The sequence below is a fragment of the Prauserella muralis genome (genome assembly GCF_003202285.1).
Classification (GTDB): domain Bacteria; phylum Actinomycetota; class Actinomycetes; order Mycobacteriales; family Pseudonocardiaceae; genus Prauserella_B; species Prauserella_B muralis.
Map to the genome: position 1 here is coordinate 413,140 of NZ_MASW01000005.1, position 25,573 is coordinate 438,712.

27 protein-coding genes are annotated in these 25,573 nt (G+C 72.6%); 15 read left to right on the plus strand and 12 right to left on the minus strand.

The window, feature by feature from the left end:
* Window positions 1-25 precede the first annotated feature (25 nt).
* Window positions 26-436 carry a DUF4333 domain-containing protein gene (locus BAY60_RS22660; RefSeq protein ID WP_146771067.1) on the plus strand — a complete coding sequence of 137 codons (411 nt, stop codon included), beginning with the start codon at window positions 26-28 and terminating at the stop codon, window positions 434-436.
* Between the two features lie 4 nt (window positions 437-440).
* On the opposite strand, the gene BAY60_RS22665 is transcribed toward BAY60_RS22660, so the two are convergent.
* On the minus strand, window positions 441-1,394 hold the full coding sequence (locus BAY60_RS22665) for a 5'-3' exonuclease (protein WP_112283060.1): 954 nt from the start codon (window positions 1,392-1,394) through the stop codon (window positions 441-443).
* A 25-nt stretch (window positions 1,395-1,419) separates the two neighbouring features.
* Here BAY60_RS22665 and BAY60_RS22670 point away from each other — a divergent pair, with 25 nt between their 5' ends.
* Genes BAY60_RS22670 through BAY60_RS22695 form a run of 6 tightly spaced genes read left to right on the plus strand, consistent with a single transcriptional unit; the run spans window position 1,420 to window position 5,925 of the window.
* Window positions 1,420-2,064 carry a class I SAM-dependent methyltransferase gene (locus BAY60_RS22670; protein ID WP_245992755.1) on the plus strand — a complete coding sequence of 215 codons (645 nt, stop codon included), beginning with the start codon at window positions 1,420-1,422 and terminating at the stop codon, window positions 2,062-2,064.
* A gap of 37 nt (window positions 2,065-2,101) precedes the next feature.
* The gene (locus tag BAY60_RS22675) at window positions 2,102-3,247 is read left to right on the plus strand and encodes a M24 family metallopeptidase (RefSeq protein WP_112283541.1); all 1,146 of its coding nucleotides are present in this window, start codon (window positions 2,102-2,104) and stop codon (window positions 3,245-3,247) included.
* On the plus strand, window positions 3,244-3,699 hold the full coding sequence (locus BAY60_RS22680; RefSeq protein ID WP_112283061.1) for an Lrp/AsnC family transcriptional regulator: 456 nt from the start codon (window positions 3,244-3,246) through the stop codon (window positions 3,697-3,699). The genes BAY60_RS22675 and BAY60_RS22680 overlap by 4 nt, the downstream gene beginning before the upstream one ends.
* 28 nt (window positions 3,700-3,727) lie before the next feature.
* Window positions 3,728-3,958 carry a hypothetical protein gene (locus tag BAY60_RS22685; RefSeq protein WP_112283062.1) on the plus strand — a complete coding sequence of 77 codons (231 nt, stop codon included), beginning with the start codon at window positions 3,728-3,730 and terminating at the stop codon, window positions 3,956-3,958.
* On the plus strand, window positions 3,945-4,244 hold the full coding sequence (locus tag BAY60_RS22690; RefSeq protein WP_112283063.1) for a hypothetical protein: 300 nt from the start codon (window positions 3,945-3,947) through the stop codon (window positions 4,242-4,244). Before BAY60_RS22685 ends, BAY60_RS22690 begins: the two co-directional genes overlap by 14 nt.
* A 52-nt stretch (window positions 4,245-4,296) precedes the next feature.
* Window positions 4,297-5,925, plus strand: a complete 1,629-nt coding sequence (locus tag BAY60_RS22695; protein ID WP_245992756.1) for a RecQ family ATP-dependent DNA helicase — start codon at window positions 4,297-4,299, stop codon at window positions 5,923-5,925.
* Window positions 5,926-6,046: 121 nt separating this feature from the next.
* On the opposite strand, the gene BAY60_RS22700 is transcribed toward BAY60_RS22695, so the two are convergent.
* On the minus strand, window positions 6,047-7,120 hold the full coding sequence (locus BAY60_RS22700; protein WP_112283064.1) for a GDSL-type esterase/lipase family protein: 1,074 nt from the start codon (window positions 7,118-7,120) through the stop codon (window positions 6,047-6,049).
* A 61-nt stretch (window positions 7,121-7,181) separates the two neighbouring features.
* On the opposite strand from BAY60_RS22700, the gene BAY60_RS22705 reads away from it, so the two are divergent.
* On the plus strand, window positions 7,182-7,874 hold the full coding sequence (locus BAY60_RS22705) for an HAD family hydrolase (protein WP_112283065.1): 693 nt from the start codon (window positions 7,182-7,184) through the stop codon (window positions 7,872-7,874).
* A 26-nt stretch (window positions 7,875-7,900) separates the two neighbouring features.
* Here the strand turns inward: BAY60_RS22705 and BAY60_RS22710 are convergent, their stop codons facing one another.
* From BAY60_RS22710 to BAY60_RS22725, 4 genes are all read right to left on the minus strand, one after another.
* On the minus strand, window positions 7,901-8,575 hold the full coding sequence (locus BAY60_RS22710) for an ABC transporter ATP-binding protein (protein ID WP_245992757.1): 675 nt from the start codon (window positions 8,573-8,575) through the stop codon (window positions 7,901-7,903).
* Entirely contained in the window at window positions 8,562-9,254 is a 693-nt protein-coding gene (locus BAY60_RS22715) for an ABC transporter ATP-binding protein (protein WP_112283066.1), read from the minus strand. Before BAY60_RS22715 ends, BAY60_RS22710 begins: the two co-directional genes overlap by 14 nt.
* Complete coding sequence (locus BAY60_RS22720; RefSeq protein WP_245992758.1) at window positions 9,247-11,838, minus strand: ABC transporter permease; 2,592 nt, start codon at window positions 11,836-11,838, stop codon at window positions 9,247-9,249. The genes BAY60_RS22715 and BAY60_RS22720 overlap by 8 nt, the downstream gene beginning before the upstream one ends.
* A 93-nt stretch (window positions 11,839-11,931) precedes the next feature.
* Window positions 11,932-13,314 carry a KamA family radical SAM protein gene (locus BAY60_RS22725; protein ID WP_112283067.1) on the minus strand — a complete coding sequence of 461 codons (1,383 nt, stop codon included), beginning with the start codon at window positions 13,312-13,314 and terminating at the stop codon, window positions 11,932-11,934.
* Between the two features lie 98 nt (window positions 13,315-13,412).
* On the opposite strand from BAY60_RS22725, the gene BAY60_RS22730 reads away from it, so the two are divergent.
* From BAY60_RS22730 to BAY60_RS22740, 3 genes are read left to right on the plus strand one after another with little or no spacing between them, the layout of a single operon-like run.
* Window positions 13,413-15,023 (plus strand): amidohydrolase, encoded by a 1,611-nt coding sequence (locus tag BAY60_RS22730; RefSeq protein ID WP_112283068.1) that lies wholly within the window; start codon window positions 13,413-13,415, stop codon window positions 15,021-15,023.
* 10 nt (window positions 15,024-15,033) lie between these two features.
* A complete protein-coding gene (gene lnt / locus BAY60_RS22735; protein ID WP_112283069.1) occupies window positions 15,034-16,608 on the plus strand; it encodes an apolipoprotein N-acyltransferase in 1,575 nt (524 codons plus the stop codon).
* A 16-nt stretch (window positions 16,609-16,624) separates the two neighbouring features.
* Window positions 16,625-17,389 (plus strand): polyprenol monophosphomannose synthase, encoded by a 765-nt coding sequence (locus tag BAY60_RS22740; RefSeq protein ID WP_112283070.1) that lies wholly within the window; start codon window positions 16,625-16,627, stop codon window positions 17,387-17,389.
* 183 nt (window positions 17,390-17,572) lie between these two features.
* Here BAY60_RS22740 and BAY60_RS22745 read toward each other — a convergent pair whose 3' ends face one another.
* The 3 genes from BAY60_RS22745 to BAY60_RS22755 all read right to left on the minus strand — a co-directional run bounded on the left by BAY60_RS22745 (window position 17,573) and on the right by BAY60_RS22755 (window position 20,324).
* Entirely contained in the window at window positions 17,573-17,920 is a 348-nt protein-coding gene (locus tag BAY60_RS22745) for an RNA polymerase-binding protein RbpA (protein WP_112283071.1), read from the minus strand.
* Between the two features lie 455 nt (window positions 17,921-18,375).
* On the minus strand, window positions 18,376-18,867 hold the full coding sequence (locus tag BAY60_RS22750; protein ID WP_112283072.1) for a hypothetical protein: 492 nt from the start codon (window positions 18,865-18,867) through the stop codon (window positions 18,376-18,378).
* Window positions 18,868-18,899: 32 nt separating this feature from the next.
* A complete protein-coding gene (locus tag BAY60_RS22755; RefSeq protein ID WP_112283073.1) occupies window positions 18,900-20,324 on the minus strand; it encodes an MFS transporter in 1,425 nt (474 codons plus the stop codon).
* 224 nt (window positions 20,325-20,548) lie between these two features.
* Here BAY60_RS22755 and BAY60_RS22760 point away from each other — a divergent pair, with 224 nt between their 5' ends.
* Complete coding sequence (locus BAY60_RS22760; RefSeq protein WP_112283074.1) at window positions 20,549-21,232, plus strand: transglycosylase family protein; 684 nt, start codon at window positions 20,549-20,551, stop codon at window positions 21,230-21,232.
* Between the two features lie 126 nt (window positions 21,233-21,358).
* Here the strand turns inward: BAY60_RS22760 and BAY60_RS22765 are convergent, their stop codons facing one another.
* On the minus strand, window positions 21,359-22,159 hold the full coding sequence (locus BAY60_RS22765) for a glycerophosphodiester phosphodiesterase family protein (RefSeq protein ID WP_112283075.1): 801 nt from the start codon (window positions 22,157-22,159) through the stop codon (window positions 21,359-21,361).
* A gap of 66 nt (window positions 22,160-22,225) precedes the next feature.
* Here BAY60_RS22765 and BAY60_RS22770 point away from each other — a divergent pair, with 66 nt between their 5' ends.
* The gene (locus tag BAY60_RS22770) at window positions 22,226-22,606 is read left to right on the plus strand and encodes a hypothetical protein (RefSeq protein WP_112283076.1); all 381 of its coding nucleotides are present in this window, start codon (window positions 22,226-22,228) and stop codon (window positions 22,604-22,606) included.
* A 316-nt stretch (window positions 22,607-22,922) separates the two neighbouring features.
* On the opposite strand, the gene BAY60_RS22775 is transcribed toward BAY60_RS22770, so the two are convergent.
* Window positions 22,923-23,366 (minus strand): hypothetical protein, encoded by a 444-nt coding sequence (locus BAY60_RS22775; protein WP_112283077.1) that lies wholly within the window; start codon window positions 23,364-23,366, stop codon window positions 22,923-22,925.
* 85 nt (window positions 23,367-23,451) lie between these two features.
* Between BAY60_RS22775 and BAY60_RS22780 the strand changes: the two genes are divergently transcribed.
* Window positions 23,452-23,859, plus strand: coding sequence for a YciI family protein (locus BAY60_RS22780; protein WP_211330423.1), 408 nt, complete (start codon window positions 23,452-23,454; stop codon window positions 23,857-23,859).
* Between the two features lie 6 nt (window positions 23,860-23,865).
* Entirely contained in the window at window positions 23,866-25,011 is a 1,146-nt protein-coding gene (locus tag BAY60_RS22785; RefSeq protein ID WP_112283079.1) for an RNA polymerase sigma factor, read from the plus strand.
* A gap of 7 nt (window positions 25,012-25,018) precedes the next feature.
* On the opposite strand, the gene BAY60_RS22790 is transcribed toward BAY60_RS22785, so the two are convergent.
* Entirely contained in the window at window positions 25,019-25,561 is a 543-nt protein-coding gene (locus BAY60_RS22790) for a cysteine dioxygenase family protein (RefSeq protein WP_112283080.1), read from the minus strand.
* Window positions 25,562-25,573 lie beyond the last annotated feature (12 nt).

A 25,573-nucleotide genomic window follows, 5' to 3' on the forward strand; every position in this document is an offset into this window, starting at 1 on the left:
GATCAACTTGTCGGGGTGTCCGGTCTTGCGGGTACGCGCTGTGGTGTTGCTGCTGCTGTCGGCTGTGCTGCTGCTGGGGGCCTGCGACGACAGCAGAGGCAGGATCGACCCCGGGGACCCCACGACGCCGGCCGGCTCCACCGCGACCGCGGCGCCGAGCACGGCGAGCAGCGCGAGCGAGGCACCCGCCCCGACGACCTCGCTGTCCCGCGTTCCGCGGCTGTTCGACCCGCAGTCCATGCAGCAGTCGGTGCAGCAGGTGCTCAGCCAGGCCTACGGCATCGAGGGGGTCGAGTCGGTCAGCTGCCCGGCCGGGCAGCGGGTCGAGGTCGGCACGACGTTCGACTGCAGTGCCCGCATCGACGGGGAACAGAAGCTGGTCGCCATCACCGTGCGCACCGCCGACGGGCGCTACGAGGTCGGCCGGCCCCGGTAGCCGGTCACGACTGCGCGGGCAGAGCCGCCAGCAGCCGCTTCACCGAGCCACCCAGGTTCCAGCGCTGCGCCAGCTCCTCCACGCGCTGCGGGTCGGCCGGTGCCGAGGGCACCCGGTCGTCGCGCGAGAACACCACCGGCGCGTCCGGCGCCACCCTGACCACGGTCGGCGCGGCGACGAGGTAGTCGGCCGCCTCGTTGAGGCGCACCCGCGTCTTCAGCGGCAGCTGCGGGTCCTCCTGCCGGGCCGCCTTGACCAGGGCCTCCAGCGAACCGAACTGGCTGATGAGCTTGGCGGCGGTCTTCTCGCCGATCCCGGCGACGCCCGGCAGCCCGTCCGACGGGTCGCCGCGCAGCATCGACATGTCCGCGTACGCCGGACCCGCGGTGGGCTCCGGCACGCCGTAGCGGGCTGCCACCTCGGCGGGGCCGAGAACCTCCGCCTTGGCCCAGCCCTTGCCGACGTAGATCACCGACACGGGCGTGGGGTCGCTGCGCACCAGCTGGAACAGGTCGCGGTCGCCGGTGATGACCTCGACCGGGTCGACGGCCTCGCGGGCGGTCAGGGTGCCGATCACGTCGTCGGCCTCGAAGCCCGCGGCCTCGGCGGTGGCCAGCCCGACGGCCTCCAGCAGCTCCAGGATGATCGGCACCTGCGGCGTCAGGGTGTCGGGCACCTCCTCGACGTCCAGGCTGCCCGCGGGCTGGGGCTCGGCGACGCGGTGCGCCTTGTAGCTGGGCAGCGCGTCGACCCGGAACTGGGGCCGCCAGTCGGCGTCGAGGCAGGCCACGAGCCGTGCCGGGCGGCGGTCGGTGAGGATCCGCGCCACCGTGTCGGCGAAGCCGCGTACCGCGTTCACCGGGGTGCCGTCGGGCGCGGTCATCGAATCGGGCAGCGCGAAGTAGGAGCGGAAGTACAGGCTCGCCGCGTCGAGCAGGGCCACAGGTGCGGTCGTCACCCGCCTAGCGTGCCATGCTCGGTGGGTGACGTTGGTGCAGAACCCGGTGTTCGCGAAGCTGTTCCTGCGGCTCGGCGCGCGCAACGAGGCGCGGGGGCTTGCCCGGCTGCGGCAGGAGCTGCTGGCCGGCCTGGCCGGCACGGTCGTCGAGGCAGGTCCGGGCACGGGACTGAACTTCCCGCACTACCCGGACACGGTCGTCCGGCTCGTGGCCGTCGAGCCGGAACCCACGCTGCGCGCGGCGGCCACCGACGCGGCACGCCGGGCTCCGGTGCCGGTCGAGGTGGTCGAGGGCACGGCGGAGCGGCTGCCCGTCGCGACCGGCACGGCCGACGCGGTGGTGATCTCGGGGGTGCTGTGCTCCGTGCCGGACCCGCGGGCCGCGCTGGACGAGTTCCGCCGCGTGCTGCGACCGGGCGGGGAGCTGCGGTTCCTGGAGCACGTGCGGGGCACCGGGGTTCGCGGCCGCTGGCAGGACCTCGCCGACGTGGTGTGGCCCCGGCTCATGGGCGGCTGTCACCCGAACCGGGACGCGCTGGCGGCGCTGCGCGAGGCGGGCTGGCAGCCGGTCCGGCGGCGTGAGCTGACGTTCCCGCCGGGAGCGCGGGTGTCGGTGGTGGCACCCCGCGTCCTGGGTGTCGCCCGGGTCGCCGACACCGGCGACCGGTGACGGCGGCCGAGCCGGATCGTGTCCTAGGCTCATGGTCATGTCCCGCCGATCCCTGCACACACCAGCTCCCGACGCCGCCAGCCTGCGCGCCCGCATCGACCGGGCCCGCGGGGCCGCCGCCGACGCGAACACCGACGCGCTGCTGATCGCCCCCGGGTCGGATCTGCGCTACCTCATCGGCCAGGCGGGCGGCTCGTTCGAGCGGCTCACCACTCTCGTGATCCCGGCGGCCGGTGACGGCGTGCCCGCCCTGGTGCTGCCGAAACTGGAGGCGCCCGGCTACGCGGACGTCCCGACCGACGAGCTCGGCGTCGACGTGCTCACCTGGGTCGACGGGGAGGACCCGTACCGCCTCGTGGCGGGCCGGCTCGGCAAGCCCGGCCGCGTGGCCGTCAGCGACACGATGGCGGCGCTGCACGTGCTGGGCCTGCGGGACACCGTCGGCGGCGAGCAGCGGCTCGCGGGCCCGATCCTGCGCGAGCTGCGCATGCGCAAGGACGCCACGGAGATCGCCGGGCTGCGCAAGGCGGGCCAGGCGATCGACCGGGTGCACGCGCGGATGGGCGAGTGGCTGCGGGCCGGGCGGACCGAGGCCGAGGTGGGCGCCGACATCGCCGCGGCGATCGTGGAGGAGGGGCACACGGCGGCCGAGTTCGTCATCGTCGGCTCGGGCCCCAACGGCGCCAGCCCGCACCACGACGTGTCGGACCGGGTGATCGAGCGCGGCGACATCGTGGTGGTCGACATCGGCGGACCGATCCCGGAGGGCTACAACTCCGACTCCACCCGCACCTACGCCGTGGGCGAGCCGCGCGACGCCGATGTCGCCGGGACCTACGAGGTGCTGCAGCGCGCCCAGCACGCGGCGGTGGCGGCCGTGCGGCCGGGGATCAGCGCTCAGGACGTCGACGCCGCGGCCCGCGACGTGATCGCCGAGGCGGGCTTCGGTGAGTACTTCATCCACCGCACCGGCCACGGCATCGGGCTCGACGTGCACGAGGAGCCCTACATCGTCGGGGGCAACGACCTGCCGCTGGAGCCGGGGATGGCGTTCTCCGTCGAGCCGGGCATCTACCAGGCGGGCCGGTGGGGGGCGCGGATCGAGGACATCGTCGTCGTCACCTCCGACGGCGTCGAGCCGCTCAACGCGCGGCCGCACGAGCTCGTCGTGCTCGACTCATGACCGGACCGGTGCTGGAGCCGCTGGACCAGGCGATCGTGCGGGAGCTGGCGGCCGACGGCAGGCGCAGCTTCACCGACCTGGCCGAGCGGGTGGGGTTGTCCGTGTCGGCGGTGCACCAGCGGGTGCGCAGGCTGGAGCAGCGCGGCGTCATCCGGGGCTACACGGCCAAGCTCGACGGCGAGCAGATCGGGTTGCCGCTGACGGCGCTGATCTCGCTCACCCCGAACGACCCGGCCGCGCCGGACGACTACCCGCAGCGGCTGGAGCACATCCGCGAGATCGAGTCGTGCTACTCGGTCGCGGGCGACGAGTCCTACATCCTGCTGGTGCGGGTCGCCTCGCCGCTGGCGCTGGAGGACCTGCTGCGGCGGATCAGGGAATCGGCGAAGGTCTCCACCCGCACCACCGTGGTGCTGTCGACGCCGTTCGAGGGCCGTTCACCCACCCTGTGAGGGGCTTACAGCGGGTACGATAAAAGGTATGGCAACACGGAAGGTGACGCTGTCGCTGGACGCGGGAGCGCTGGAGTTCGCGGAGCGGGCGGCCAAGGCCCACGGTGTGTCCGTGTCGTCGTGGCTGTCGAAGGCAGCGCGCCGGGAGGCCGTGCGCACCGGCTACCGCCCGCACGGCGCCGCGCAGGCCGAGGGCGCGGCCCGGCACGACGAAGCGGAGATCGCGGCCGCGCTGGAGGACCTGCGTGCGGAGGGGTGAGGTCTGGACCTATCACCCTCCCACTCAGCCGGCGCGAGCGCGCGCGGTGCTGCTGCTGTCCTCGGACGGCGTGAACGAGTCCGAGCGGCCCTGGCTGCTGGGCACCGAACTGCTCGAGAAGGACCCGCAGGACATCCTCGGCGTGGCGATCGACGCCCGGTTCTGGGTGTCCACGCTGAACCTCACCCGCATCTACCGGCCCTGGCTGGACCGCCGCATCGCCGAGATCGGCGCCGACGTGCAGGAGCAGATCGACAGCGCCCTGCGCGCCGCGCTGGACCTCTGAACCCGGGGATGCGACACAGGGCACGTTTCCGCGCCCCCGCACGGGGAAGACCGTGCTGGTGCCCAGAGACGTCGGCGCCGAGCTGCGGCGCACTGCCAGGGAGACCTTCGGCTGGCCCGAGCTGCACGACGACCAGCTGACCGCGATGACCCGCCTCGTGGAGGGCCGCGACGTGCTCGTCGTGATGCCGACCGGTGCGGGCAAGTCCGCGATCTACCAGGTGCCCGCGATGGTGCTGGACGGGCCCACGGTGGTGGTCTCGCCGCTGACGGCCCTGCAGCGCGACCAGGTCGGGCAGATCGCCGACAGCGACGCGCCCGACGCGGTGGCGGTGAACTCGGCCCAGCCCGCGCGCGCGAGCGACAACGCGTGGGAGGCCGTGGGTGACGGTGACGCCGAGTACCTGTTCCTCGCCCCCGAGCAACTGGCGAAGGAGGAGGTGCTGCGCTCGCTGGCGCGGCTGCGGCCGAGCCTGTTCGTGGTGGACGAGGCGCACTGCGTGTCGGCGTGGGGCCACGACTTCCGGCCCGACTACCTGCGGCTGGGCCAGGCCATCGAGCGGCTCGGCCATCCGCGCGTGCTCGCGCTGACGGCGACCGCAGGCGGCCCCGTGCGGGACGACATCGTGCGTCACCTCGGCCTGCGCGATCCGGTGCGGGTGGTCTCCGGCTTCGACCGCCCCGGCCTCTACCTCGCCGTCTCGGCCGTGGCGGCCGAGGAGGACAAGTCCGCGGCGCTGCTCGACTGGGTGCGCGAGGCCGCGATGCCCGGGCTCGTCTACACCGCCACCCGCAAGGACAGCGAGCGCTATGCCGGCGAGCTCGCCCGGCACGGGCTGCGCGCGGCCGCCTACCACGCGGGAATGAAGGCCGCCGACCGCAAGCGGGTGCACGACGACTTCCTCGCCGACCGGCTCGACGTGGTCGCGGCGACGTCGGCGTTCGGGATGGGCATCGACAAGCCGAACGTGCGGTTCGTGGCGCACATGTCGGTGCCCGAGTCGCTGGACTCCTACTACCAGCAGATCGGCCGCGCCGGCCGGGACGGCGCGCGGGCCGACGCGCTGCTGTTCTACCGGCCGGAGGATCTGGGGCTGCAGAAGTTCCTCACCGCGCGGCGCCTCGACGCCGAGGGCATCCGGGAGGTCGCGCAGACCCTGCGGGACAACGGGGAGGCGGCCACGCCGCACGAGGTCGACGCGGAGGTGGACCAGTCGCACCGGCGTGCCATGAACAACCTCAACCTGCTGGAGCAGAGCGGGCAGGTGGAGGTGACGGCACAGGGCCGGTTCAGCTACGACGGCGACGACCCGGAGCGGGCCGCCGAAGACGCGGCGGAGGTGTCGCAGCGCCGCAGGCAGCTCGACCACTCGCGGATCGAGGTGCTGCGCCAGTACGCCGAGGCGCGCTCCTGCCGCCGCCAGTTCCTGCTCGGCTACTTCGGCGAGGTGCTGGAGCGGCCCTGCGGATTCTGCGACACGTGCGACGCCGGGACCGCCGGGGAGGAGCTGCCCGCCGATGACGCCTTCCGGCCGGGCACCGCCGTCCGGCACGCCGAGTGGGGCCCCGGCCAGGTCGTGCACCGCGCGGCGGACACGGTGACCGTGCTGTTCGAGCAGGTGGGGTACCGGTCGCTGTCGGTGCCCACGGTCCGTGAGCGCAGCCTGCTCACGGAAATGTGAGCCGGAGCGGCCACGCCGGCAGGCTCCCCAATGCGGCATTCGCTCCACTGGATGGAGCGAATGCCGCATTGGGGAAGTTCAACGTGACGAATGTGGCATTGGGGAGCTTGGGGCCACGGCGTCAGGGTTGGGTCGGGGAGGGGGCGGCGTGCAGGTTGCCGTCCTCGCCCTCCAGGCAGGCGGCCCTGGCGTCGTTGGTGCCGAGGAACTCGCTGAGGCAGCGGCCGAGTTGCGCGTGCCCCCGGGCGTTGGGATGGAACGACTCCTGGGTGGCGTGGCTGGCGCGCTCGGCGTCGGTGAGGTTGTCCCAGTCGACGGTGAACCGGGTGAACCACTCGCTGCTCGCGTCCGCGCCACCCGAGCACGCCTCGTGCCCCTCGCCCGCACGGGAGAGGTCCAGAAAACGGACGCCGGTGGCCTCGGCCGCCTCCCGCAGCCCTTCCGAGAGCTGCACGGCGCCGGTGTTCTTCACCCAGCGCAGGTCCTCGACCCGGAACGGGCAGCCGTTGAGGTTGCGCAGGTTCTCCGGGATGCCGGGGCTGATCGGCGCGGCGTAGGACTGCAGCACCAGGTCGTAGTCCTCGCGGTCGTAGCCCGCCTCGCGCAGCACCTGCTGGATGTCCTCCAGCGCCGCCGTCACCTTCGGCACCATGGCGTCGATGCGGGCCTGCCAGTCTTTCTTGATCCGCTCGCTGCAGGGGGCGCCCTCGGCCATGAACCACGCCGTGAAGCACTCGGAGATCAGCCGGGAGAAGTGCGGATCGTCGTTGGCGCCCACCGCGACCACGACGGCGCTGACCCGGTGGTCCTTGACCAGCTCGGCCAGCTGCCCCGCCTGGGACGGTTCGGTCCACTGCTTGACGTCACCGAGGCCGACCTGCGCCGACGGCGCGCCGGAGCAGCCGAGGTTCACCGACTCGACGATGCTGGTGAGCTTGATCCGGTGCACGAGCGCGTGCGGGGAGCGGTGACACCAGTTGCCGTTCTTGCCGTCGGTGCCGGGGGTGTAGTCACCCGCGCCCTCGCCGGAGATGGTGCTGTCGCCCAGCGACACCACGGTGAGCGGGCCCCGTCCGGGAGGGCCGGGCCGCTCGGAGGGCTGCTGGGGGTTTCCGCCGGTGAACACGAACATGCCGACGAGCACGGCGATGGCGGCGAGTGCGGTCGCGGCGAGCCACCAGCGAAGTCTGGACATCCCCGCCGAGTCTACAAAAATCGGTGGCGAGCTGCGGGGCAGCCGTGCCTAGAGTGACCGGGTGCGCGACCAACAGCAGGTGCTCATCTTCGACGCCGACGACACGCTCTGGGAGAACAACGTCCTCTTCGAGCGCGTGATCGACGACTTCCTCGACTGGCTGTCGCACCCGACGCTCGACCGCGACGAGATCCGCCGGATCCTCGACGACATCGAGCGCGCGAACTGCGCCGTGCACGGCTACGGCGGCACCGTGTTCCTGCGCAGCCTCGCCGACTGCCTGACCCGGCTGCGGGAACGGCCCGCGACGCGGGAAGAGCTGCGGCGCATCGACGAGCTGGCCGCGGCGTTGATCGAGGGCGACGTGGAGCTGATTCCCGGTGTGGCCGACACGCTCGACGCGCTGGGGCAGCGGCACGAACTGCTGCTGCTCACCAAGGGCGACACCGCCGAGCAGCAGCGCAAGATCACCGCGTCGCGTTTGGAGCGTCATTTCGCCGGTGTTCACATCGTCGCGGAGAAGACCGTCGAAACCTACGCCGAGCTGGCGCGGCAGCGCTCGCTGCCCGCCGAGCGGACGTGGATGATCGGCAACTCGCCGAAGTCCGACATCCTGCCCGCCCGCCAGGCGGGGCTCGGGGCGGTGTTCATTCCCAACGCGAACACGTGGGTGCTCGAGCACGCCGAGATCCACGCCGAGGACACCCGGCTGCTGCGCCTGGACACGTTTCCCGAGCTGCTCCACCACTTCTAGTCCGTATTCGTCCACAACGGACACTGTCACGCGGCGGTGAGGACGCCGTCGGCCAGCCGCAGGGCACGGTCGGCGATGGCGTGCACCCGCGGGTCGTGCGTGGCCACCACCACGGCCGCGCCCTCGTCGGCGCAGCGGCGCAGCAGCGCGAGCACGGCAGGGACGGTCCCGGCATCGAGATGCGCGGTCGGCTCGTCGGCGAGCAGGACCCGGGGCCGGCCGGCCGCGGCGCGAGCGAGCGCCACCCGCTGCTGCTGCCCGAACGACACCTCCTGCGGATAGCGGGAGGCGAGCCCCGCGACGCCGAGGTCGGTGAGCAACGTGGCGACCCGCTCGTCCACCTCGGCCGGGGCGAGCTGGTCGCGGCGCAGGCGCAGGGGCAGGGCGACGTTCTCGGCGACCGTCAGCTCGCCCGCGAGGCCGAGCGCCTGCGGCAGCACGGCGCAGAGATGCCACGGCGGCTCCCCGGCCACGGGCCTGCCGTCGAAGAGCACCGTGCCCGCGTCGGGGTGGTCGAAGCCGCACAGCAGCGCCAGCAGCGAGCTCTTGCCCGAGCCGGACCGGCCCGACACCGCCACCAGCTCGCCGGCGTGCACGCTCAGCTCCAGCCCGCGCAGCACCTCGACGGCGCCACCAGGGTGGTGAAACCGGCGCCGCAGGCCGCTGACCCGCAGCGCGGCGTCCCCGTCAGCCGCCGGCACCGTCGACCACCTCCTCCAGTCTGCCGTCGCGCAACCGCGCCACCCGTGCCGCCAGCCCGATGAGCCGTTCGTCGTGGGACGTCACGAGCACCGCGAAGTCCTGGTCCACCAGGTACCGCAGCGTGTCGAGCACCTTCTCGGCCGACGCGTCGTCGAGCTGGGAGGTCGGCTCGTCGGCGAGGATCACCGACGAGCGGCGGGCAAGCGCGCAGCCGAAGGCCAGCCGCTGCTGCTGCCCGCCGGACAGTGCCGGGACCCGCCAGGGGCCGGTCCCGGACAGGCCCAGCGGGGCCAGCAGGAGCTCCGGGTCGCAGGGGTGCCCCGCCGACTGCGCCGCGGCACGCAGGTTGTCGCCCACGGTCAGGTGCGGCAGCAGGTTGTCCGCCGGGTTCTGAAAGATCAGCCCGAGCTGCTCGCGGCGCAGTGCGCGGCGCCGCCGATGGGACAGGGCGCCCGTGTCGAGACCGGCGAAGGTCAGCTCGCCCCGCACCGGGCGGTCGAACAGGCCCAGCACGCGCAGCAGAGTGGATTTGCCGGAGCCGGAAGGGCCCGCCAGGACCGTGAGCCCGGTGCGGGGGATGTCCAGTGTCACCCCGGCCACGCCGGTGACGGTCCCGGCGGGGGTGCGGTAGTCGACGCCGATGTCGCGCAGGCGAAAGATCGGGGGAGGTTCACGCACGCAGCAGCTCCGCGGTCCTGGCGAGGCGCACCGAGCGCATCGCGATCCAGCCGGCCAGCGCCACCACCAGCACGCCGACCACCAGCACGGACCCCACGAACGGGGCCAGGTTGGGCAGTCCGGAGCCCGGCGGCAGCCACCGGGCGGGGTCGAACCGGCGCACCGACACTCCGGCCACGGTGATCCCGGACACCACGCCGGTGAGCACAGCGAACGCGGCGAGCGCGCCCACCTCCACGAGATGGCTGCCCAGCAGCGCCCTCGGCCGCAGCCCCATCCGCAGTGCCAGCACCCCGGCCAGCGCGTTCTGCCTGCGCCGCACCTCCACGGCCACCAGCAGCGCCAGCACGGCCACGACGCCGAGCACCGCGCCCAGCACCGTGACGAACGAGAACGTCCAGCCCACGAGGTAGAACGGCAGCGCGTCGAGCGCGGTGGCCCTGCTCACGGCGTTCGGATGCGCCAGCCCCGCCTGGGCGAACGCCTGGGTGACCGTGCTCAGCGGCGCCGAGGACAGCACGGTCCAGCGCGGGATCGAGTCCAGCTGCTCCGCCGACAGCGAGGCGCGGGAGACGACATAGCCGGGCTGCGAGCCGATCAGCGGGAACATCTCCAGGTCCGCGACGGCCCGGGCGTCGGGAAGGCCGGGCAGCTCGGTGCTCTGCCCGGGCGTGTGCCCGATCCGCAGCGCCGGAACCGTCCCGGCGGCGCCGCCGCCGAGCCGGTCCAGCAGCGCCCGCGTCTGCTCGGCGGGCAGGTGGCCCGTCCACGCCGCGTCCTGGAAGGTGGCCGGGTCGACGACCAGCACGACACTGCCGGTGCCGGTCAGCTGACCGACCACCGTGCTGCGATGCCGGATCGGCTCCGGAAGCGGCACCTCGCCCCTGCCGACCGTCGGCTCGGTGTCCACCCGGGTGTCGGCGCCGACGAACATGCCGGACTTGTCCCGCAGCGCCTGCTGCTGCCCGGCCGCGATCGACGTGCCCACGGCGAGCGTGCCCACCGCGAGCACCCCGATGACCAGCACACCCGTCACCGGCGCCCGTGCGCCGGCCAGCCTGCGGATCGCCAGCTGCAGCGGCGGCCGCGACCACAGCCGCACCCGGTGCGAGGCGCGCAGGGCCAGCCACGCCACGCGCGCGGCGAGCAACCCGACCGTCAGCACCACCGACACCGGGTAGGTCAGGGCGATCGGATCGACCTGTGGCAGCGGGTCGGCGGCGCCCGAGGTGCCCCCATAGGCGGAGAGCCTGTTCCAGCCGAGCACGGCGAAGCCCGCCGTCGCCAGCTCCCACGGCAGCAGCGCGAGCAGCCGCAGACCGCGCCGCCGCTGCGCGGCTCTGCTGAGCTGGAACTCGCGGTGGACGCGCACGGCGACGACACCGGCGAGCAGCAGCACCGACAGCGCCAGCACGCCGAGCCCGGCGGCAGCGGCCAGCCACGGGCGGTCGGCGTCGAGTGGCCCCGGAGGTCCATACCAGGGCAGCAGCACGCGGGCCAGCAGCATCCCGGCCAGCCCGCCGCCCAGCAGTGGCAGCCCCAGTTCGGCCACCGCCAGTGCCCCGAGCGCCACCGGCCCCGAGCCACGCGCGCACAGCAGCCGCACCTGCGCGTGCCTGCGCTGGTACCACTGGAGGCCGACCGTGCCGACGCCGGCGCAGCCGACGAGCACGCTCAGCACCGCCAGCGGCAGGATCGAGAACGCCACGTTGCCCTCGGCCTGCTGGGCGATCTCCGCCGACCGCTCGAACGGCACCCCGCCGGGCAGCACGTCGCCGAGACCCCGACGGGTGAGGTCGTCGCGGACGGCGGTGATGAGCGCCTCCGACCGTTCGACCCGATCCTCCGCCTGCGCGAGCGTGGCGGGTGGCGGAGCCTCGAAGGTGATGCTGAGCCGTTCCAGCACCGTCGTCTCGGTGGTCGCCGCGTCGAACGCGGCCCGGTCGGTCGCGAAGATCACCGAGCCGGTGAGGGTGTCGACCAGCCGGTTCTGCACGGCGAGGTCCTGCACCGAGCACCAGTAGCGGGGCGCCGGGTTGTAGAGGTCGGCGTAGATGCCGGTGACCGGGGGCAGGGCGCCCCGCTGGCCGCGCGTGCCGAGGCCGATGTGCTCCGACCGGGCCAGATCACGCCCCATCCACAGCCCGCTCGCGCGGCTGCCCTCCAGCAGCCGCAGGTGATCCAGACCGCCGTCCCGGTAGGCCAGCCGGGTCCGGTAGGTGGTGCCGTTGAACTCGGTGTCGCGGTTGACGCCGGTGAACAGCGACACCACCGGCGTGCCGAAGCCGTGCTCGGCGGCATGCCGCTCGACGGCGCCCACCAGCACGGGCACCTGAGACCGCTCCACCCTCGGCTTGGTGAAGACCGGCCCGTAGGCGTCGGGACACACCTTGTCGGTCTGGTAGCGCACGGTGGCGCCCGCCGCGGCGGAGGAGTGCAGCACCGCCGCGGCGGCGAGGAAGCACGTCAGCAGCGCCGTCACCGCGGCGACGACGAGCGTGAGTGGACTGGACAAGGCCGCCCGCGGCGCCCGGCGCCACGGCAACGTCAACGGCGTCGTGATCGCCCCCCAGAGCCTGCGCATGGCTCAGCACGCTACCCGACCGGGTGAGCGCAGGGAGGCCCTTCGCGGGGCGGCAGGTCGTGCCCGCCCCGCGAAGGGCCAGCCTCCCGGGGCTCAGGCGCCGTGGTCGGACCACCACCGGCGGCCTGCCGCGGGCAGCGTCGAGATGGGGTCGTAGTACGGGTAGCGGCGGCGCAGCGCGTCCGGGTCGTCGTGCTCGATGCCGGTGCGGTAGTTCTTCGTCCAGTACGAGATGCCCTTCTCGCGGTCGTACTCGGCGAGCTGGTGCACCCAGCGCTTGCCGACGTAGGGCACGTCGCACACGATCCGCGGCGTGGCATAGCCGGGCAGGTAGCCCATGATCGCGTGCTGCAGCTCCTGGGCCTCCCACACGGCCAGCCGCCAGTGCTCGGCGTTGGGGATCATGTCGCACAGGTAGAAGTAGTAGGGCAGGATGTTCGCCTCGCCCTGCAGCGCGAAGCACAGGTCCAGCAACGCCTCCGGGGTCGCGTTGACGCCGCGCATCAGCACGCCCTGGTTGCGGACGTCGCGGACGCCGACCTCCAGCGCCGTGCGGGCCGCCTCGGCCACCAGCGGCGTCACCGACTGCACGTGGTTGACGTGGGTGTGGATGGCGAGGTTCACGCCACGCCTGCGTGCCGTGCCCGCCACGCGGGCCAGTCCCTCGACCACCTTGGGTTGCAGCCAGTGCTGCGGCAGCCCGGCCAGTGCCTTGGTGGCCAGCCGGATGTCGCGCACCGTCTCGATGTCGAGCAGCCGCATCAGGAACGCCTCCAGCTGGTGCCACGGCACGTTGGCCACGTCACCGCCGGAGACCACCACGTCGCGCACGCCGGGCGTGCGCCTGAGGTAGTCGATCATCGCGTCCTGCCGGTCCACCGGCTTGAGCGTGAGCTTGTGCTTGTCCACCTGCTCGGTGGAGTTGCCGACCAGGTCCATGCGCGTGCAGTGCCCGCAGTACTGCGGGCACGTCGACAGCAGCTCGGCCAGCACCTTGGTGGGGTAGCGGTGGGTCAGGCCCTCGGTCACCCACATCTCGGCCTCGTGCAGCGAGTCGCGCTCGGAGTGCGGGTGGCTCGGCCACACCGGGTCGCGGTCGCTGCGCACCGGAAGCATGTAGCGGCGGATCGGATCGGCGTAGAACGCGTCGGTGACCTTCTGCGGGTCGGTGCCCGCGTGGGGCGCCATCGTGTTGAGCATCTGCGGCGGCAGCAGCATCGACATCGTGGCCATGTCGCGCTGGTCGGCGGCGAGATCGTCGAAGAACCGGTCCTCGACCAGATCGCCCAGCACCGCGCGCAGCTGGCGCAGGTTGCGCACGCAGTGCACGCGCTGCCACTGGGCGTCCCGCCACTCGGCCTCGGTGACGTCCCGCCAGCCGGGGAAACGGCGCCAGTCGGGCTCGACCAGTTCCGCACGGCGGTAGTCGTAGGGCTGGTCGTGCAGTTCGGTAGCAGGTTCCTGGGTCGCAGTCACTTCTGCTCCTCCGGTTGGGTACGGCGTGAAAATATCCTGTCATACTCAGCCCAGAACGCAAATCCTCCCGTAGCTGAGGGCCTGGCAGACTCGGTGCCGTGAGCACCAGCAACACCACGCTGCTCGTCGGCGGACGCATCTACTCACCGGCCTCCCCGGACGCCACCGCTCTCGCGGTCACCGACGGCACCGTCACGTGGGTCGGCCAGGACGGTCCCGGCCGCGCGCTGCACCCTGGCGCCGAAGTGGTCCCGCTCGACGGCGCCTTCGTCACCCCCGCCTTCGTCGACGCCCACGTGCACGCCACCGCCACCGGCCTGCACCTCACCGGGCTCGACCTCACCGGCGTCACCGACGCCGCCGGGCTGCTCGCCGCGGTGGGCGCGGCCGCCACCCCCGGCGAGGTGCTGCTCGCCCACGGCTGGGACGACTCCGCCTGGACCAGCCCCCGCCTGCCCAGTCGCACCGAGCTCGACGCCGCCGCCGGGGGAGCCGCCGTCTACCTCAGCCGCGTCGACGTCCACTCCGCCCTCGTCTCCACGGCGATGCTCGACCTGGCTCCCGGGGCCCGCGCCGCCGAGGGCTTCTCACCCGAAGGGCCGCTCACCGGCCAGGCCCACCACCACGTGCGGGCCGCCGTGCGCGCCGCCGTCACCCCCGCGCAGCGCCGCCGCGCCCAGCAGGCCTTCCTGCGCGCCGCCGCCGCCGCGGGCATCGCCGTCGTCCACGAGTGCGCGGGCCCCGACATCTCCGGCGAGCAGGACCTCACCGACCTGCTGGCGCTCGCCGCCGAGGGCGGCACCTGCGACGTCGTCGCCTACTGGGGCGAGCTGGGCGCCGTCGACACGGCCAGCAGGCTCGGCGCCCGCGGCCTGGCAGGCGACCTGTTCGCCGACGGCGCCCTCGGCTCCCACACCGCCGCGCTGCACCAGCCCTACGCCGACCGGCCCGGCACCACCGGCCTGCGCTACCTCGACGCCGCCGCCGTTGCCGACCACCTCGCGGCCTGCACCGAGGCCGGGCTGCAGGCCGGCTTCCACGTCATCGGCGACGCCGCCGTGGCCGAGGTCGTCGAGGGCTTCCGCCTGGCCGAGAAGACCCTCGGGCAGCGCGCGCTCGCCGGCGGCAGGCACCGCCTCGAACACGTCGAGATGATCGACGCCGACCAGGCCCGCGCCCTCGCGGGCTGGGGCGTCACCGCCTCCATGCAACCCTTGTTCGACGCGGCCTGGGGTGGCCGGGACGGCATGTACGCCACCCGCCTCGGCGCCGACCGCGCCTCCGGGCTCAACCCGTTCGCCACCCTCGCCGCGCACGGCGTGCCGCTGGCCTTCGGCTCCGACGCGCCCGTCACCCCGCTCGACCCTTGGGCCGCCGTGCGCGCCGCGGTGCACCACCGCACCCCCGGCGCCGGCATCTCACCCCGCGCGGCCGTCAACGCCCACACCCGCGGCGGCCACCGGGCCGCGGGCGCCAACGACCCCAGCATCGGCAGCCTCGTCCCCGGCGCCCCCGCCCACTACGCCATCTGGGACGCCGCCGAACTGGTGGTCGCCACCCCGGACTCCCGCGTGCAGCGCTGGTCCACCGACCCCCGCGCCGGCGTGCCCGGCCTGCCGCCACTCGAGCCCGGCGCGCCGCTGCCGCGGTGCCTGCGCACGGTCCGATCGGGACAGGTGATCCACGACGAGTTCACCCGGACCCCGTAAGGTTGAGCAGGTGACGACCGCGGCCAAGGCGCCACCCGCCGACCCGCCCGACGAGCCCGCCACCCGGCGGCGCTCGCTGTTGCCCGTCCTCGCCCGGCTGGGGCTCAGCGCGGGCTCGGGGGCCGTGCTCTACCTCAGCTTCGCCCCGCGCCCGCTGTGGTGGCTCGCGCCGCTCGCCTTCGCCGGGCTCGGGCTGGCCCTGCACGGGCGCCGGTCCTGGGGCAGCGCGGGCTACGGCCTGGTGTTCGGGCTCGTGTTCAACCTGCTGCACCTGCGCTGGATCCAGGACTTCCTCGGCACCGACTTCGGCCCGGCACCCTGGCTCGGGCTCAGCACGGTGCTGGCCGTCTACATCGGAGCCGCGTGCGCGCTCATGCCGTGGGTGTCCCGCCTGCCCGCCCCACCGGTGTGGCTGGCGCTGGTGTTCCTGCTGCAGGAGTTCGCGCGCTCGTACTGGCCTGCCAACGGGTTCCCCTGGGGTCGGGTCGGGTTCAGCCAACCCGAGGGCGCCTACCTGTCACTGGCCTCGGTCGGCGGCGCGCCCCTGGTCGGCTTCGCCGTGCTCGTGTCCGGCTTCGGCCTCGCCTGGCTCATCGTGCGCGTGCGCGAGCACGGCCCGCGCATGCCCCGCGCCTGGCTCGCGCCCGCACTCGCCGTGCTGCTACCGCTGTGCGCGGGCCTGGCCGTGTGGCCGACCGTGGGCACGGCCGCGCAGACCGGCACGCGCACCGTGGCCGTCGTGCAGGGCAACGCACCCAACGTCGGGCTGGGCCTGCTCGGCCGGCGCGAGACCATCCGGGCCAACCACCTCGCCGAGAGCCGGCGGCTCGCCGAGCGCATCCGCTCCGGCGACGTGGCCCGGCCCGACCTGGTCGTCTGGCCGGAGACGGCCACCGACGTGGAAGGCGGCGACGATCCCGCCGTCGACGCCGCGGTGGACGCCTTCGGGGCTCCCGCGCTCATCGGCTCGCTGTACGAGGCGCCGGACGGCAAGACCGAGAACGCCGTCGTCGCGTGGCGGCCGGAGGCCGGTCCGGGACAGCGCTACGTCAAGCAGGAACTGGTGCCCTTCGCCGAGTACGTGCCGATGCGCACCATCGCCAGCTGGTTCACCCCGTTCGTCGGCAAGACCAGGGACATGCGCTGGGGGAGCGGGCCCGGTGTGTTCGACATCGCGGGCACGCAGGTAGGCACCACCATCTGCTACGAGGCCGCCTACGACTACCCGGCCCGGGACGCGGTCAACGCCGGCGCGCGACTGCTCGTGGTGCCGACCAACAACGCCTGGTACGGCGACGGGGAGATGACCCACCAGCACCTGGCGATGTCGCGCATGCGGGCGGTGGAGCACGGCAGGGCGGTGGTGGTGGCGGCCACCAGCGGGATCAGCGCGATCGTCGCCCCCGACGGCAGCGTGACCCAGCAGACCAGCACCTACACCGCCACCTCGCTGGTGGCGCAGGTGCCGCTGCGGCAGCAGACTACGCTGTCGGATCGACTCGGTGCGTGGACCGGGTACGTGCTGGTCGGAGCAGCTCTCGCCGCGGTGCTCACCGGCCTGGTGCTGCGACGGCGAACGACATGACAAGAGAGGGAGCTCTATGGCGGAGGGGACACAGCGCAGGGACGAGACCGACCCGGTGCTGGTGATCATCCCGACCTACAACGAACGGGAGAACCTCACGCCACTGCTGCGGCGGCTGCACGCCGCCCTGCCGCAGGTGCACGTGCTGGTGGTCGACGACGGCAGCCCCGATGGCACCGGTGAGCTCGCCGACGAGCTGGCCGCGGCGGACGAGCGCATCAACGTGCTGCATCGCACCGAGAAGGCCGGGCTCGGCGCCGCCTACATCGCCGGGTTCCGCTGGGGGCTGGCGCGCGACTACCGCACGCTCGTCGAGATGGACGCCGACGGCTCGCACGCACCGGAGGACCTGCCCCGGCTGCTCGACGCGCTCGGCGACGCCGACCTCGTCATCGGCTCCCGGTACGTGCCCGGCGGCGCGCTGGTCAACTGGCCACTGCGCCGGGAAGTCCTTTCACGCGGCGCGAACCTCTACTCGCGGATCCTGCTCGGCGTGGGCGTCAACGACATCACCGCCGGTTTCCGCGCCTACCGGCGCGAGGTGCTCGGCAAGCTCGACCTCCACGACGTCGCCTCGGCGGGCTACTGCTTCCAGATCGACCTGACCTGGCGCACCATCCAGGCCGGCTTCGACGTGGTGGAGGTGCCGATCACGTTCACCGAGCGGGAGATCGGGGAGTCCAAGATGAGCGGCGACATCGTCCGCGAGGCCGCCCTCCGCGTCGCCGTGTGGGGCCTGCGCCGCCGCGCAGGCCAGCTGCGTCGCCTGCTGGGCCGCTGACCCTCGCCCGGCCCCGAGCCGAAGGGCACCCTGGGTGCACAGGGTGTACCCGCGGGCACCTTGGGCACGGCGCCTGCGCGCCGGGCTGCCTTCGTGAGCACGGCGAGAACAGGCCAGAGCCCCCGTGGCGGGAGGTCACGGGGGCTCTGGCCGTTCGGTGGGAGCGGAGAGTGGCCTTGGGGGCTACGCGCTGCGGGTGCCCCGGCGTCCCTTCAGCTCGGCGAGCCGCTCGTTGAGCAGCTCTTCGAGCTCGGGAATGGAACGCCGCTCGAGCAGCATGTCCCAGTGCGTTCTCGGAGGCTTGACCTCCTTGGGCTCCGGCTGCCCGCCGTCCACGATCTCCGACTCGCTGCCGTGCAAACGGCACTCCCACACGGTGGGGATCTCGGCGTCGTCGGAGAACGGCACCTCGAACTCGTGGTTCTTCGGGCACGCGTAGCGAACGGTGCGCCGAGGGGCGAGGTCGTGATTGCGGTCGGTCTCGTAGCTGACCGCTCCCAACCGGCTTCCACGAAGAACACGGTCGGCCATGATGGGTCCTTTCAGTCGACTCCCGGGCAGGAGCCAGGGCGATGCTCACCCTGTGCAACGACAGGCCGGTCCGTTGAATTCCCAACAAACCATGTCGTTACTCACGTTGGGCTGCGTCACCCTCGGGAACAGCTTTCTCTAGTGGGAGACGATCGGCGCCTCCCTGTGACGCGCAAATGCCTCTCTTCTTGGGGATATCCCCCAGTCGGGCTAGAGCGAGTCGCCACTCAGGTCAGCCGGAACTGGCCCTGCCGGAACTCCGCCGGTCCCGGTTCGCCGCTGCGGAAGTGGCCACGCCAACGTACCCGGTAACGGAGTGTAGCGGAGTCGGTCCGTGCGCGTGTCGGCGGCAAATTCACCTCAGCGGTGGACGCCCCGCGCGCACACCGTGTCCCGGATCGGCGCGTGGAATCGCCCGGAGCCGTGCCGCCCTTCCCGCCCGGGTGGTCACCGGTTCACCGGCGGAACCTCTGCCGGAGCAGCGAGATCCAGCTCTGCTGGGCCCCCGATCTGGCCCGGCGACCGAGTTCCTTTCCGGGTAATGCGTCCAGCAGCAGATCGAGGTCGGCCGTGTAGACGGCCAGCTCGATCTGCCTGCCGGCAAGGTGCCCCATCAGTATCGTGTCGTCCTGGGTCGGCCCGCCGCGCTGATGCGGACGCCGCAACCGGGTGACCACGAGGTCCGTGAGGTCCATCGGGCCGCTACTGCCGCGCTCGTCGACCCACACGGTCCGGTCCGAGCCGAGGGCGATGGTGCCCCAGGTCCACGGAGGCGGGTCGCCCTCACCCCGGCCCCAGGCGCGGACCCGCAGCTTCGCCGGACGCCCCTGGGCCACCGCCCGATGCCGTTCCCGGGACCTGCTGCGGCGGGCGGCGCGCCGGAGGGCAACGAAGCCGATGAGAATCAGGAAGAGCACCACCTCGGCGGCCACCTCGCCGTACGGCATCCCGGCCCCACCCGTTCCGCTCGACCCGCGTCTCAGAGCACCGACGGCGCCGTGTTGCCCGCCGCCGCGATGGCCCTGCGCACCGGCACCAGCGCCACGAAGATGAACCCGAGCACGAAGAAGACGATGAGCGCGATGATCGCGTACCGGAACGAGCCCGTCGCGTGCCCGACACCGGCGAACAGCAGGGGACCGAGCCACGACGTGCCCCGCTCGCCGATCTCGTACAGCGAGTAGTACTGCGCTTCCTTGCCCGGCGGGATCATCTGGCTGTACAGCGAGCGCGACAGCGCGTTGGTTCCGCCGAGCACCAGCCCGATCCCGGCGGCCACGGCGTAGAACTGGAACTGCGCCCGCTCCTCGATGAAGAACGCCGCGGTGATCACCACGATCCACACCACGAGGCTGCCCAGGATCGTCTTCTTCGCGCCGAAGCGGCGCGCGATCAGCCCGTGCGCCATCCCGCCGAGGTAGGCGACGAACTGGATCACCAGGATCGTGGCGATCAGCACCTCGTCACTGAACCGCAGCTCCTCCTTGCCGTACTGCGCCGACACGCTCACCACCGTGGAGATGCCGTCGGTGAACACCAGGTAGGCCCCGAGAAACGCCAGCGTCAGCGGGAACGCCTTCGCCGCACGCACCGTCGCGCGCAGCTCGGCGAAGCCGGCCGTGACCACCGACAACCCCCGCTCGCCGCCGTGCGGCCGCTGGTGCTCGTGCAGCCTGCGCAGCGGAATCAGCGTGAACAGCGCCCACCAGATGCCCGAGCTGAGGTAGCAGATCCGCACGGCCGTCGACTCACTGACACCGAACGCGTCGCGGCTGAGGTAGAAGGCGAGCTGCACGGCCAGCGCCACGCCGCCGCCGAGATAGCCGAACGCCCAGCCGCGGGCCGAGACCTCGTCACGCTCGTCCGGGGTGGCGATGTCCGGCAGGAACGAGTAGTAGGTGACGATCGAGGCGCCGTAGCCGATGTTGCCGATCACGTACAGCACCAGGCCGAGCTCCCAGCGGCCCTCCGCGACGAAGAACAGCAGCGCCGAGGCGGCCGCGCCCAGGAAGGCGAACATCCCGAGGATGCGCTTCTTGTACTGGCTGCGGTCGGCGATGGCGCCGGTGATGGGCAGCACCAGCACCTGGATCACCGTGGCCGCCGCCAGCAGGTAACCCCACAGCGAGCCCGCGGGGAAGGCAAGGCCGAACAGGCTGATGTCGCAGTTGACGAGGTTGTCGTCGGCACCGCCGGCGTCGACGCAGGCGTTGGGGCCGTTCCTGGCGACGTCGGCCTTGGCCGCGTCGGCGGCGACCGAGCTCATGTAGAGGGCGCCGAACACGGTGATGACGGACGTGTAGAAGGTGGAGTTCGCCCAGTCGTAGAAGTACCAGCCGCGCTGTTCCCGCTTGCGGTCGCGGACGTCGGCCGCCGGAACGGGCCCCTCCGGCGTCGTGGTCATGCCAGGCTCCTCGGGCCTCGATCGACAGGGTGAGCGGAGAGTACTTGCCGGGCCAGGCCACACCGCAGCAGGGCAGGCCGATCGTGTCCGTTTCGGTGCCGACGGCACGCCGCCCGCGCGGAACCCGGCGTGTCGCTCATAACGTCCCCCATCTGTGGTATGAGATACTGACGTTTTTGCTGTGACTCTTGTGACTCATTGTCCGGTTTGCTTACTGTGCAGCCATGGACAGACGGTGGGCCGGTACGGTGACGCGGCTGGTCACGAGAGTGCTGCTCGTGGCGGTGGCCGTGCTCGGGGTGCAACTCGCGACGAGCGCGCCCGCGGGCGGCGACCCGTCGTGGAGTGAGTGGGCCAAGCTGCGCATGTGCGAGTCCACGAACCGCTATCAGGTCAACACGGGCAACGGCTACTACGGTGCCTACCAGTTCGACCTGCCCACCTGGCGCAGCGTCGGAGGCCAGGGCAGACCGCATCAGGCCAGGCCTGCCGAGCAGGACTACCGGGCCCTGTACCTGTACCGGATGCGCGGCTGGCAGCCGTGGGAGTGCGCGGGCAAGGTCGGCCTGCGCAACGACCGCGACGCCCGCAGCAAGCGCAAGCCGACCTACGCCGAGTCGGCCTACATCGGCGGGGGAGGGCAGGCGAAGCCCACCGCGCCGAGTGGCCCTGGCCGCAAGCCCGCGTGGCCTGGAGTGGTCTACGCCTACGGCGACTGCGCGCCGCAGCTGCGGGCCTTCCAGCTGCGGATGAACGCCTTTGGTTACGACTTCCAGGGCACCGGGTGCTACTACCAGGAGACCAAGCGGGCGGTGCTTGCGCTGCAGCGCGCGAACGGCATCAGGGACTCCGGACGACTCGGACCGAAGACCTGGCACGCCGCCTGGGAGGGCAAGGCGCCCCGCTGACCCGCCCGGATTCCTGACCCTGCTCGCCAGGTCGCGCGTCTGCGGCGAGCCGAAGGGCACCCTGGGTACCCACGGTGTACCGAAGGGCACCTTGGGCTCGGCCACGGCGTTGAATGGTGCGGGGCGCTAGCTCGCCGCGCCGGTGCCGGTTCCCGGCCACGCTCCGCGCTCGACGAGCACGTCGCGCAGCAGATCCGGCCGGTCGGTGACGATGCCCTGCACACCGAGATCGAGCAGCGCCCGCATCTCGTCCTGGTCGTTGATGGTCCACGTGTGCACCTCGACACCCGCCTTGCGCGCGGACCGCAGGAACCCCTTGTCCACAATGGTCATCGGCCCCTGGGTCACCGGGACCTGCGCCATCGCACCCCGGCTGAGGAAACCCAGGCGGAGGAACGGCACCCAGCCGTTGGCCCACAGCACCGCCACCGAGCGCGGACCGAGTGAGGTGATGAGCCTGCCGCCGCCGAGCTTGCGCAGCCGCGCGAGCCGCGCGTCGGAGAACGCCGCGGCCGCGACGCGGTGGAAGGCGTCGGTGCGCCGCAGCACGCGCAGGAACGGCTCGACCGCGTCGCCCGCCTTGACGTCGACGTTGAAGAACGCGTCCGGCAGTTCCTCCAGGACGTCCTCCAGCCGCGAGATCGGGGCCGTGCCACCGACCTTGGCCCTGCGCACCGCCGACCAGGTCTGCCGGGCGATCGGTCCGGTGCCGTCCGTGGTGCGGTCGAGCAGCGCGTCGTGGTGCACGACGACGACACCGTCGGAGGTCGCGTGCACGTCGGTCTCCACGTAGTGGTAGCCCTCGGCGACCGCGCGCCGGAAGGCGGGCAGGGAGTTCTCCAGACCGGCCAGGTCGCCGACGTGCCAGCCCCGGTGCGCGAACGCGCGCGGCAACGGCGTGGCCAGGTACGGGTGTGGCGAGAGCACGTCTCCAGTGTGCCTGCCCGGCGTGGCCCCGGCATGAGCGCAGGATGGCGGGCTAGGGTCTGGCGGGTGAGCGAAGTGGCAGAGCAGACCAATCCGTCACGTGACGAATTGGCGCAGCTGCGGAAGCCGGTGCCGAAGCACTGCGGGTGGTGCGGCCGCAGGCTCGAACAGGGTACGACGGTGGGGCGCAGGCGCCGCTACTGCGGGCAGTCCTGCCGCCAGCGCGCCTACGAACGGCGGGCGGCCGTCCAGCGCACCGGCCTGCCCGAGGACGCTGTGGTGCTGTCCGACACCGAGCTCGCGGTGCTGCAGGACCGGCTGTTCCAGCTGCGGTGTGCCGCCGAGGACGTGGTGACGGCGGCCGAGGACGGCGCGGGCGCGGGCGAGCTGCGCCGGATGGCCGCCGAACTGGCTCGCTCGGCCAGGGAACTCGAACAACTCCGCTGAACCCCGCCGGTTCGACGTCCAGCCAGTCCGCCACAAAACGTCACGGTGACGAAAACAGAGGCCGGGTACGGTGGCGGGGAAGGGCTCTGCCGTGCCACCGCGCACCGCGTTCCGCGTGGACACGGCGACTTCCATGTTGCTGATGACCAGGCGGCAGTGCGGGGCGCGAGCCGCCACGTGTGCATCACGGCAGTGAGAGCCAAGGGGCCGGGCGCGCCGCAAGCCGTCGCGACCCGGCGACGACCTCCTGCAGGTGCGTCACCGTGGCGCCGATAATGTACATTATGTCAAGTAAGCCTGGACCTGGCTCCCCGCGCTACGCTCGCTCGAACACGAGGTCGAAGTCCTTGCGCCAGGTCGCTCCGCGATCGTCGGACGCCTCCCAGCGGCCTGCGATCCGGTCCGGCCCCACGTCGGCGACGAACCGCTGGAACATGTCGGGATCTTCGCGGCTCAGGCACCACCGCGCGCCGTCGAACGTCATGGCGTACACCCGGCAGGTTCCCCGTTCGTCGTGGTACAGCGCCGTGTAGGCGTCACGCACGTCGCTGCGGCCCAGCACCAGCACCATCTCGCTCGTGGCCTTGCCGACCTCGCCCGCCATCGTCCAGCGGAACACCACGAACGCGTCGCCGAGCCACTCGCCCGTCGCCGACCCTGGCACCTCGCGGCCGGGCGGCTCGAGAAACCACGCGTCGCGCAGCGTCGCCCGCCACGATCCGACCAGGACGTCCAGCCGTTCCATGGCCTCGTTGCGCATCGTCGCCTCCTCGAAAACGCGAACATGGCTTCGTTCTGCAGCGAATACGGCCAGAATGGACCCTGATCGCACCAAGGAGAACACGATGGCCAAGTACCTGCTGTTGAAGCACTACCGGGGCGCGCCCGCATCCGTCAACGACGTGCCCATGGACCAGTGGACGCCCGAGGAGTTTTCCGCCCACGTGCAGTACATGCGGGACTTCGCCGCGCGGCTGGAGAGCACCGGTGAGTTCGTCGAGTCCCACGAGCTCTCCCCCGAGGGCACATTCGTCCGATACGACGGCGAGGGGCGGCCGCCGGTCACCGACGGCCCGTTCGCCGAGACCAAGGACCTCATCGCCGGCTGGATGGTGATCGACGTCGAGAGCTACGAGCGGGCGCTGGAGCTGGCCGGTGAGCTGTCCGCGGCGCCCGGTGCCGGCGGCAAGCCGATTCACGAGTGGCTCGAGGTGCGCCCGTTCTACGGCGTGACCCCGACCGCCACGGAGTGACCGACCGTGGACCAGGCCCTGCTGCGCGCCCTCATCCCCACCGTGATCGGCGTGCTCGTCCGCCGCGGCGCCGACTTCGCGGCAGCCGAGGACGCCGTGCAGGAGGCGCTCGTCGAGGCGATCCGGGTGTGGCCGGAGAACCCGCCGCGGGACCCGAAGGGCTGGCTGGTCACCGTGGCGTGGCGCAAGTTCCTCGACGCCGCCCGGGCCGAGGCCTCCCGGCGGCAGCGCGAGGTGCGTGTCGACGCCGAGCCCCTGCCCGGCGAGGGCGAGGCGGTGGACGACACGCTCCAGCTGTACTTCCTGTGCGCGCACCCCTCGCTGACGCCGGCCTCGGCCGTCGCGCTCACCCTGCGCGCGGTCGGCGGCCTGACCACGCGGCAGATCGCGCAGGCCTACCTCGTGCCCGAGGCGACCATGGCCCAGCGGATCAGCAGGGCCAAGCGCACCGTCTCCAGCGTGCGGTTCACCCAGCCCGGCGACGTCGGCACCGTGCTGCGCGTGCTCTACCTCGTGTTCAACGAGGGCTACTCCGGCGATGTCGATCTGGCCGGCGAGGCGATCCGGCTCACCCGCCAACTGGCGGCCAGGATCCACCACGAGGAGGTCGCGGGGCTGCTGGCGCTCATGCTGCTGCACCACGCGCGGCGCCCGGCGCGTACCGCTCCCGACGGAAGCCTCGTGCCGCTGGCCGAGCAGGACCGCAGCCTCTGGGACACCCGCCTGATCACCGAGGGCGTCGACGTGCTCCAGGCAGCGCTCGCCCGCGACCGTCTCGGCGAGTTCCAGGCCCAGGCGGCCATCGCCGCACTGCACGCCGACGCCCGGACAGCCGAGGAGACCGACTGGGTGCAGATCGTCGAGTGGTACGACGAACTGGTGCGGATTACCGGCAGCCCGGTGGCCCGCCTCAACCGGGCGGTCGCGGTCGGCGAGGCCGACGGCGCCCGAGCAGGCCTGGCCGCGCTGGAGGGGCTCGACCCCGCCCTGCCCCGCTACAGCGCCGCGGCGGCCTACCTGCACGAGCGTGACGGCGACCTGGTCACCGCGGCGCGGCTCTACGCCGAGGCCGCCCGTGCCGCGCCCAACCTCGCCGAACGAGAGCACCTCACCCGGCAGGCCGCCCGGCTCAACACGGGGCTGCGCCGGTGACCGGGTGCTACCGGCCGTCCCGCCGCTCGTAGGTGCGGCGCACGCTGGTGCCGTTGCTGAGATCCGCGCCGTAGACGTGCAGGGTGACCGCGACGGTGTCGCCGGTGTTGCGGACACGGTGGATGTCGTCGGGCGGGGCGACGCCGCTGACGGATCCGGCGGGCCGGTGTCTCTCGCCGACCTCGACCAGGCGGTCGCCGTCGATGTCGTACAGGGTCTCGGTCTCGGTTCCCTGCAGCACCGCGAACGAGCACCACACCAGGTGGTCGTGGATCTCCGTCACCTGACCCGGGCGCCATACCACGGCGGACACCGAGAACGACGCCTCGGCGTGCAGGGTGTGGCGGGTGTAGCCGTCGGGTGAGCCGGCTCGTTCGGCCGGGGTGAGCAGGTCGGTGCCCGGTGCCGTCTCCTCGAGGACGGTGGCGACCTGCCGGGCGATCGCCTGCGGCGGTGACTGCCGCCGGGCGTGTGGGCGGATGCGCTCGACCAGCTCGGCCAGGCCGGGCCTGGGTGGCGTGTCGGTGGGGGTGGTCAGTTGTTCGGTCATGCCTCGATGCTC

Bases quoted from the DNA above. Each gene is read 5' to 3' on its own strand.
- BAY60_RS22675 (WP_112283541.1), top strand. From the start codon at position 2,102: ATGTCCCGCCGATCCCTGCACACACCAGCTCCCGACGCCGCCAGCCTG.
- BAY60_RS22680 (WP_112283061.1), top strand. From the start codon at position 3,244: ATGACCGGACCGGTGCTGGAGCCGCTGGACCAGGCGATCGTGCGGGAG.
- BAY60_RS22685 (WP_112283062.1), top strand. From the start codon at position 3,728: ATGGCAACACGGAAGGTGACGCTGTCGCTGGACGCGGGAGCGCTGGAG.
- BAY60_RS22700 (WP_112283064.1), bottom strand. From the start codon at position 7,120: ATGTCCAGACTTCGCTGGTGGCTCGCCGCGACCGCACTCGCCGCCATC.
- BAY60_RS22720 (WP_245992758.1), bottom strand. From the start codon at position 11,838: ATGCGCAGGCTCTGGGGGGCGATCACGACGCCGTTGACGTTGCCGTGG.
- BAY60_RS22740 (WP_112283070.1), top strand. From the start codon at position 16,625: ATGGCGGAGGGGACACAGCGCAGGGACGAGACCGACCCGGTGCTGGTG.
- BAY60_RS22745 (WP_112283071.1), bottom strand. From the start codon at position 17,920: ATGGCCGACCGTGTTCTTCGTGGAAGCCGGTTGGGAGCGGTCAGCTAC.
- BAY60_RS22750 (WP_112283072.1), bottom strand. From the start codon at position 18,867: ATGCCGTACGGCGAGGTGGCCGCCGAGGTGGTGCTCTTCCTGATTCTC.
- BAY60_RS22755 (WP_112283073.1), bottom strand. From the start codon at position 20,324: ATGACCACGACGCCGGAGGGGCCCGTTCCGGCGGCCGACGTCCGCGAC.
- BAY60_RS22760 (WP_112283074.1), top strand. From the start codon at position 20,549: ATGGACAGACGGTGGGCCGGTACGGTGACGCGGCTGGTCACGAGAGTG.
- BAY60_RS22775 (WP_112283077.1), bottom strand. From the start codon at position 23,366: ATGCGCAACGAGGCCATGGAACGGCTGGACGTCCTGGTCGGATCGTGG.
- BAY60_RS22780 (WP_211330423.1), top strand. From the start codon at position 23,452: ATGGCCAAGTACCTGCTGTTGAAGCACTACCGGGGCGCGCCCGCATCC.
- BAY60_RS22790 (WP_112283080.1), bottom strand. From the start codon at position 25,561: ATGACCGAACAACTGACCACCCCCACCGACACGCCACCCAGGCCCGGC.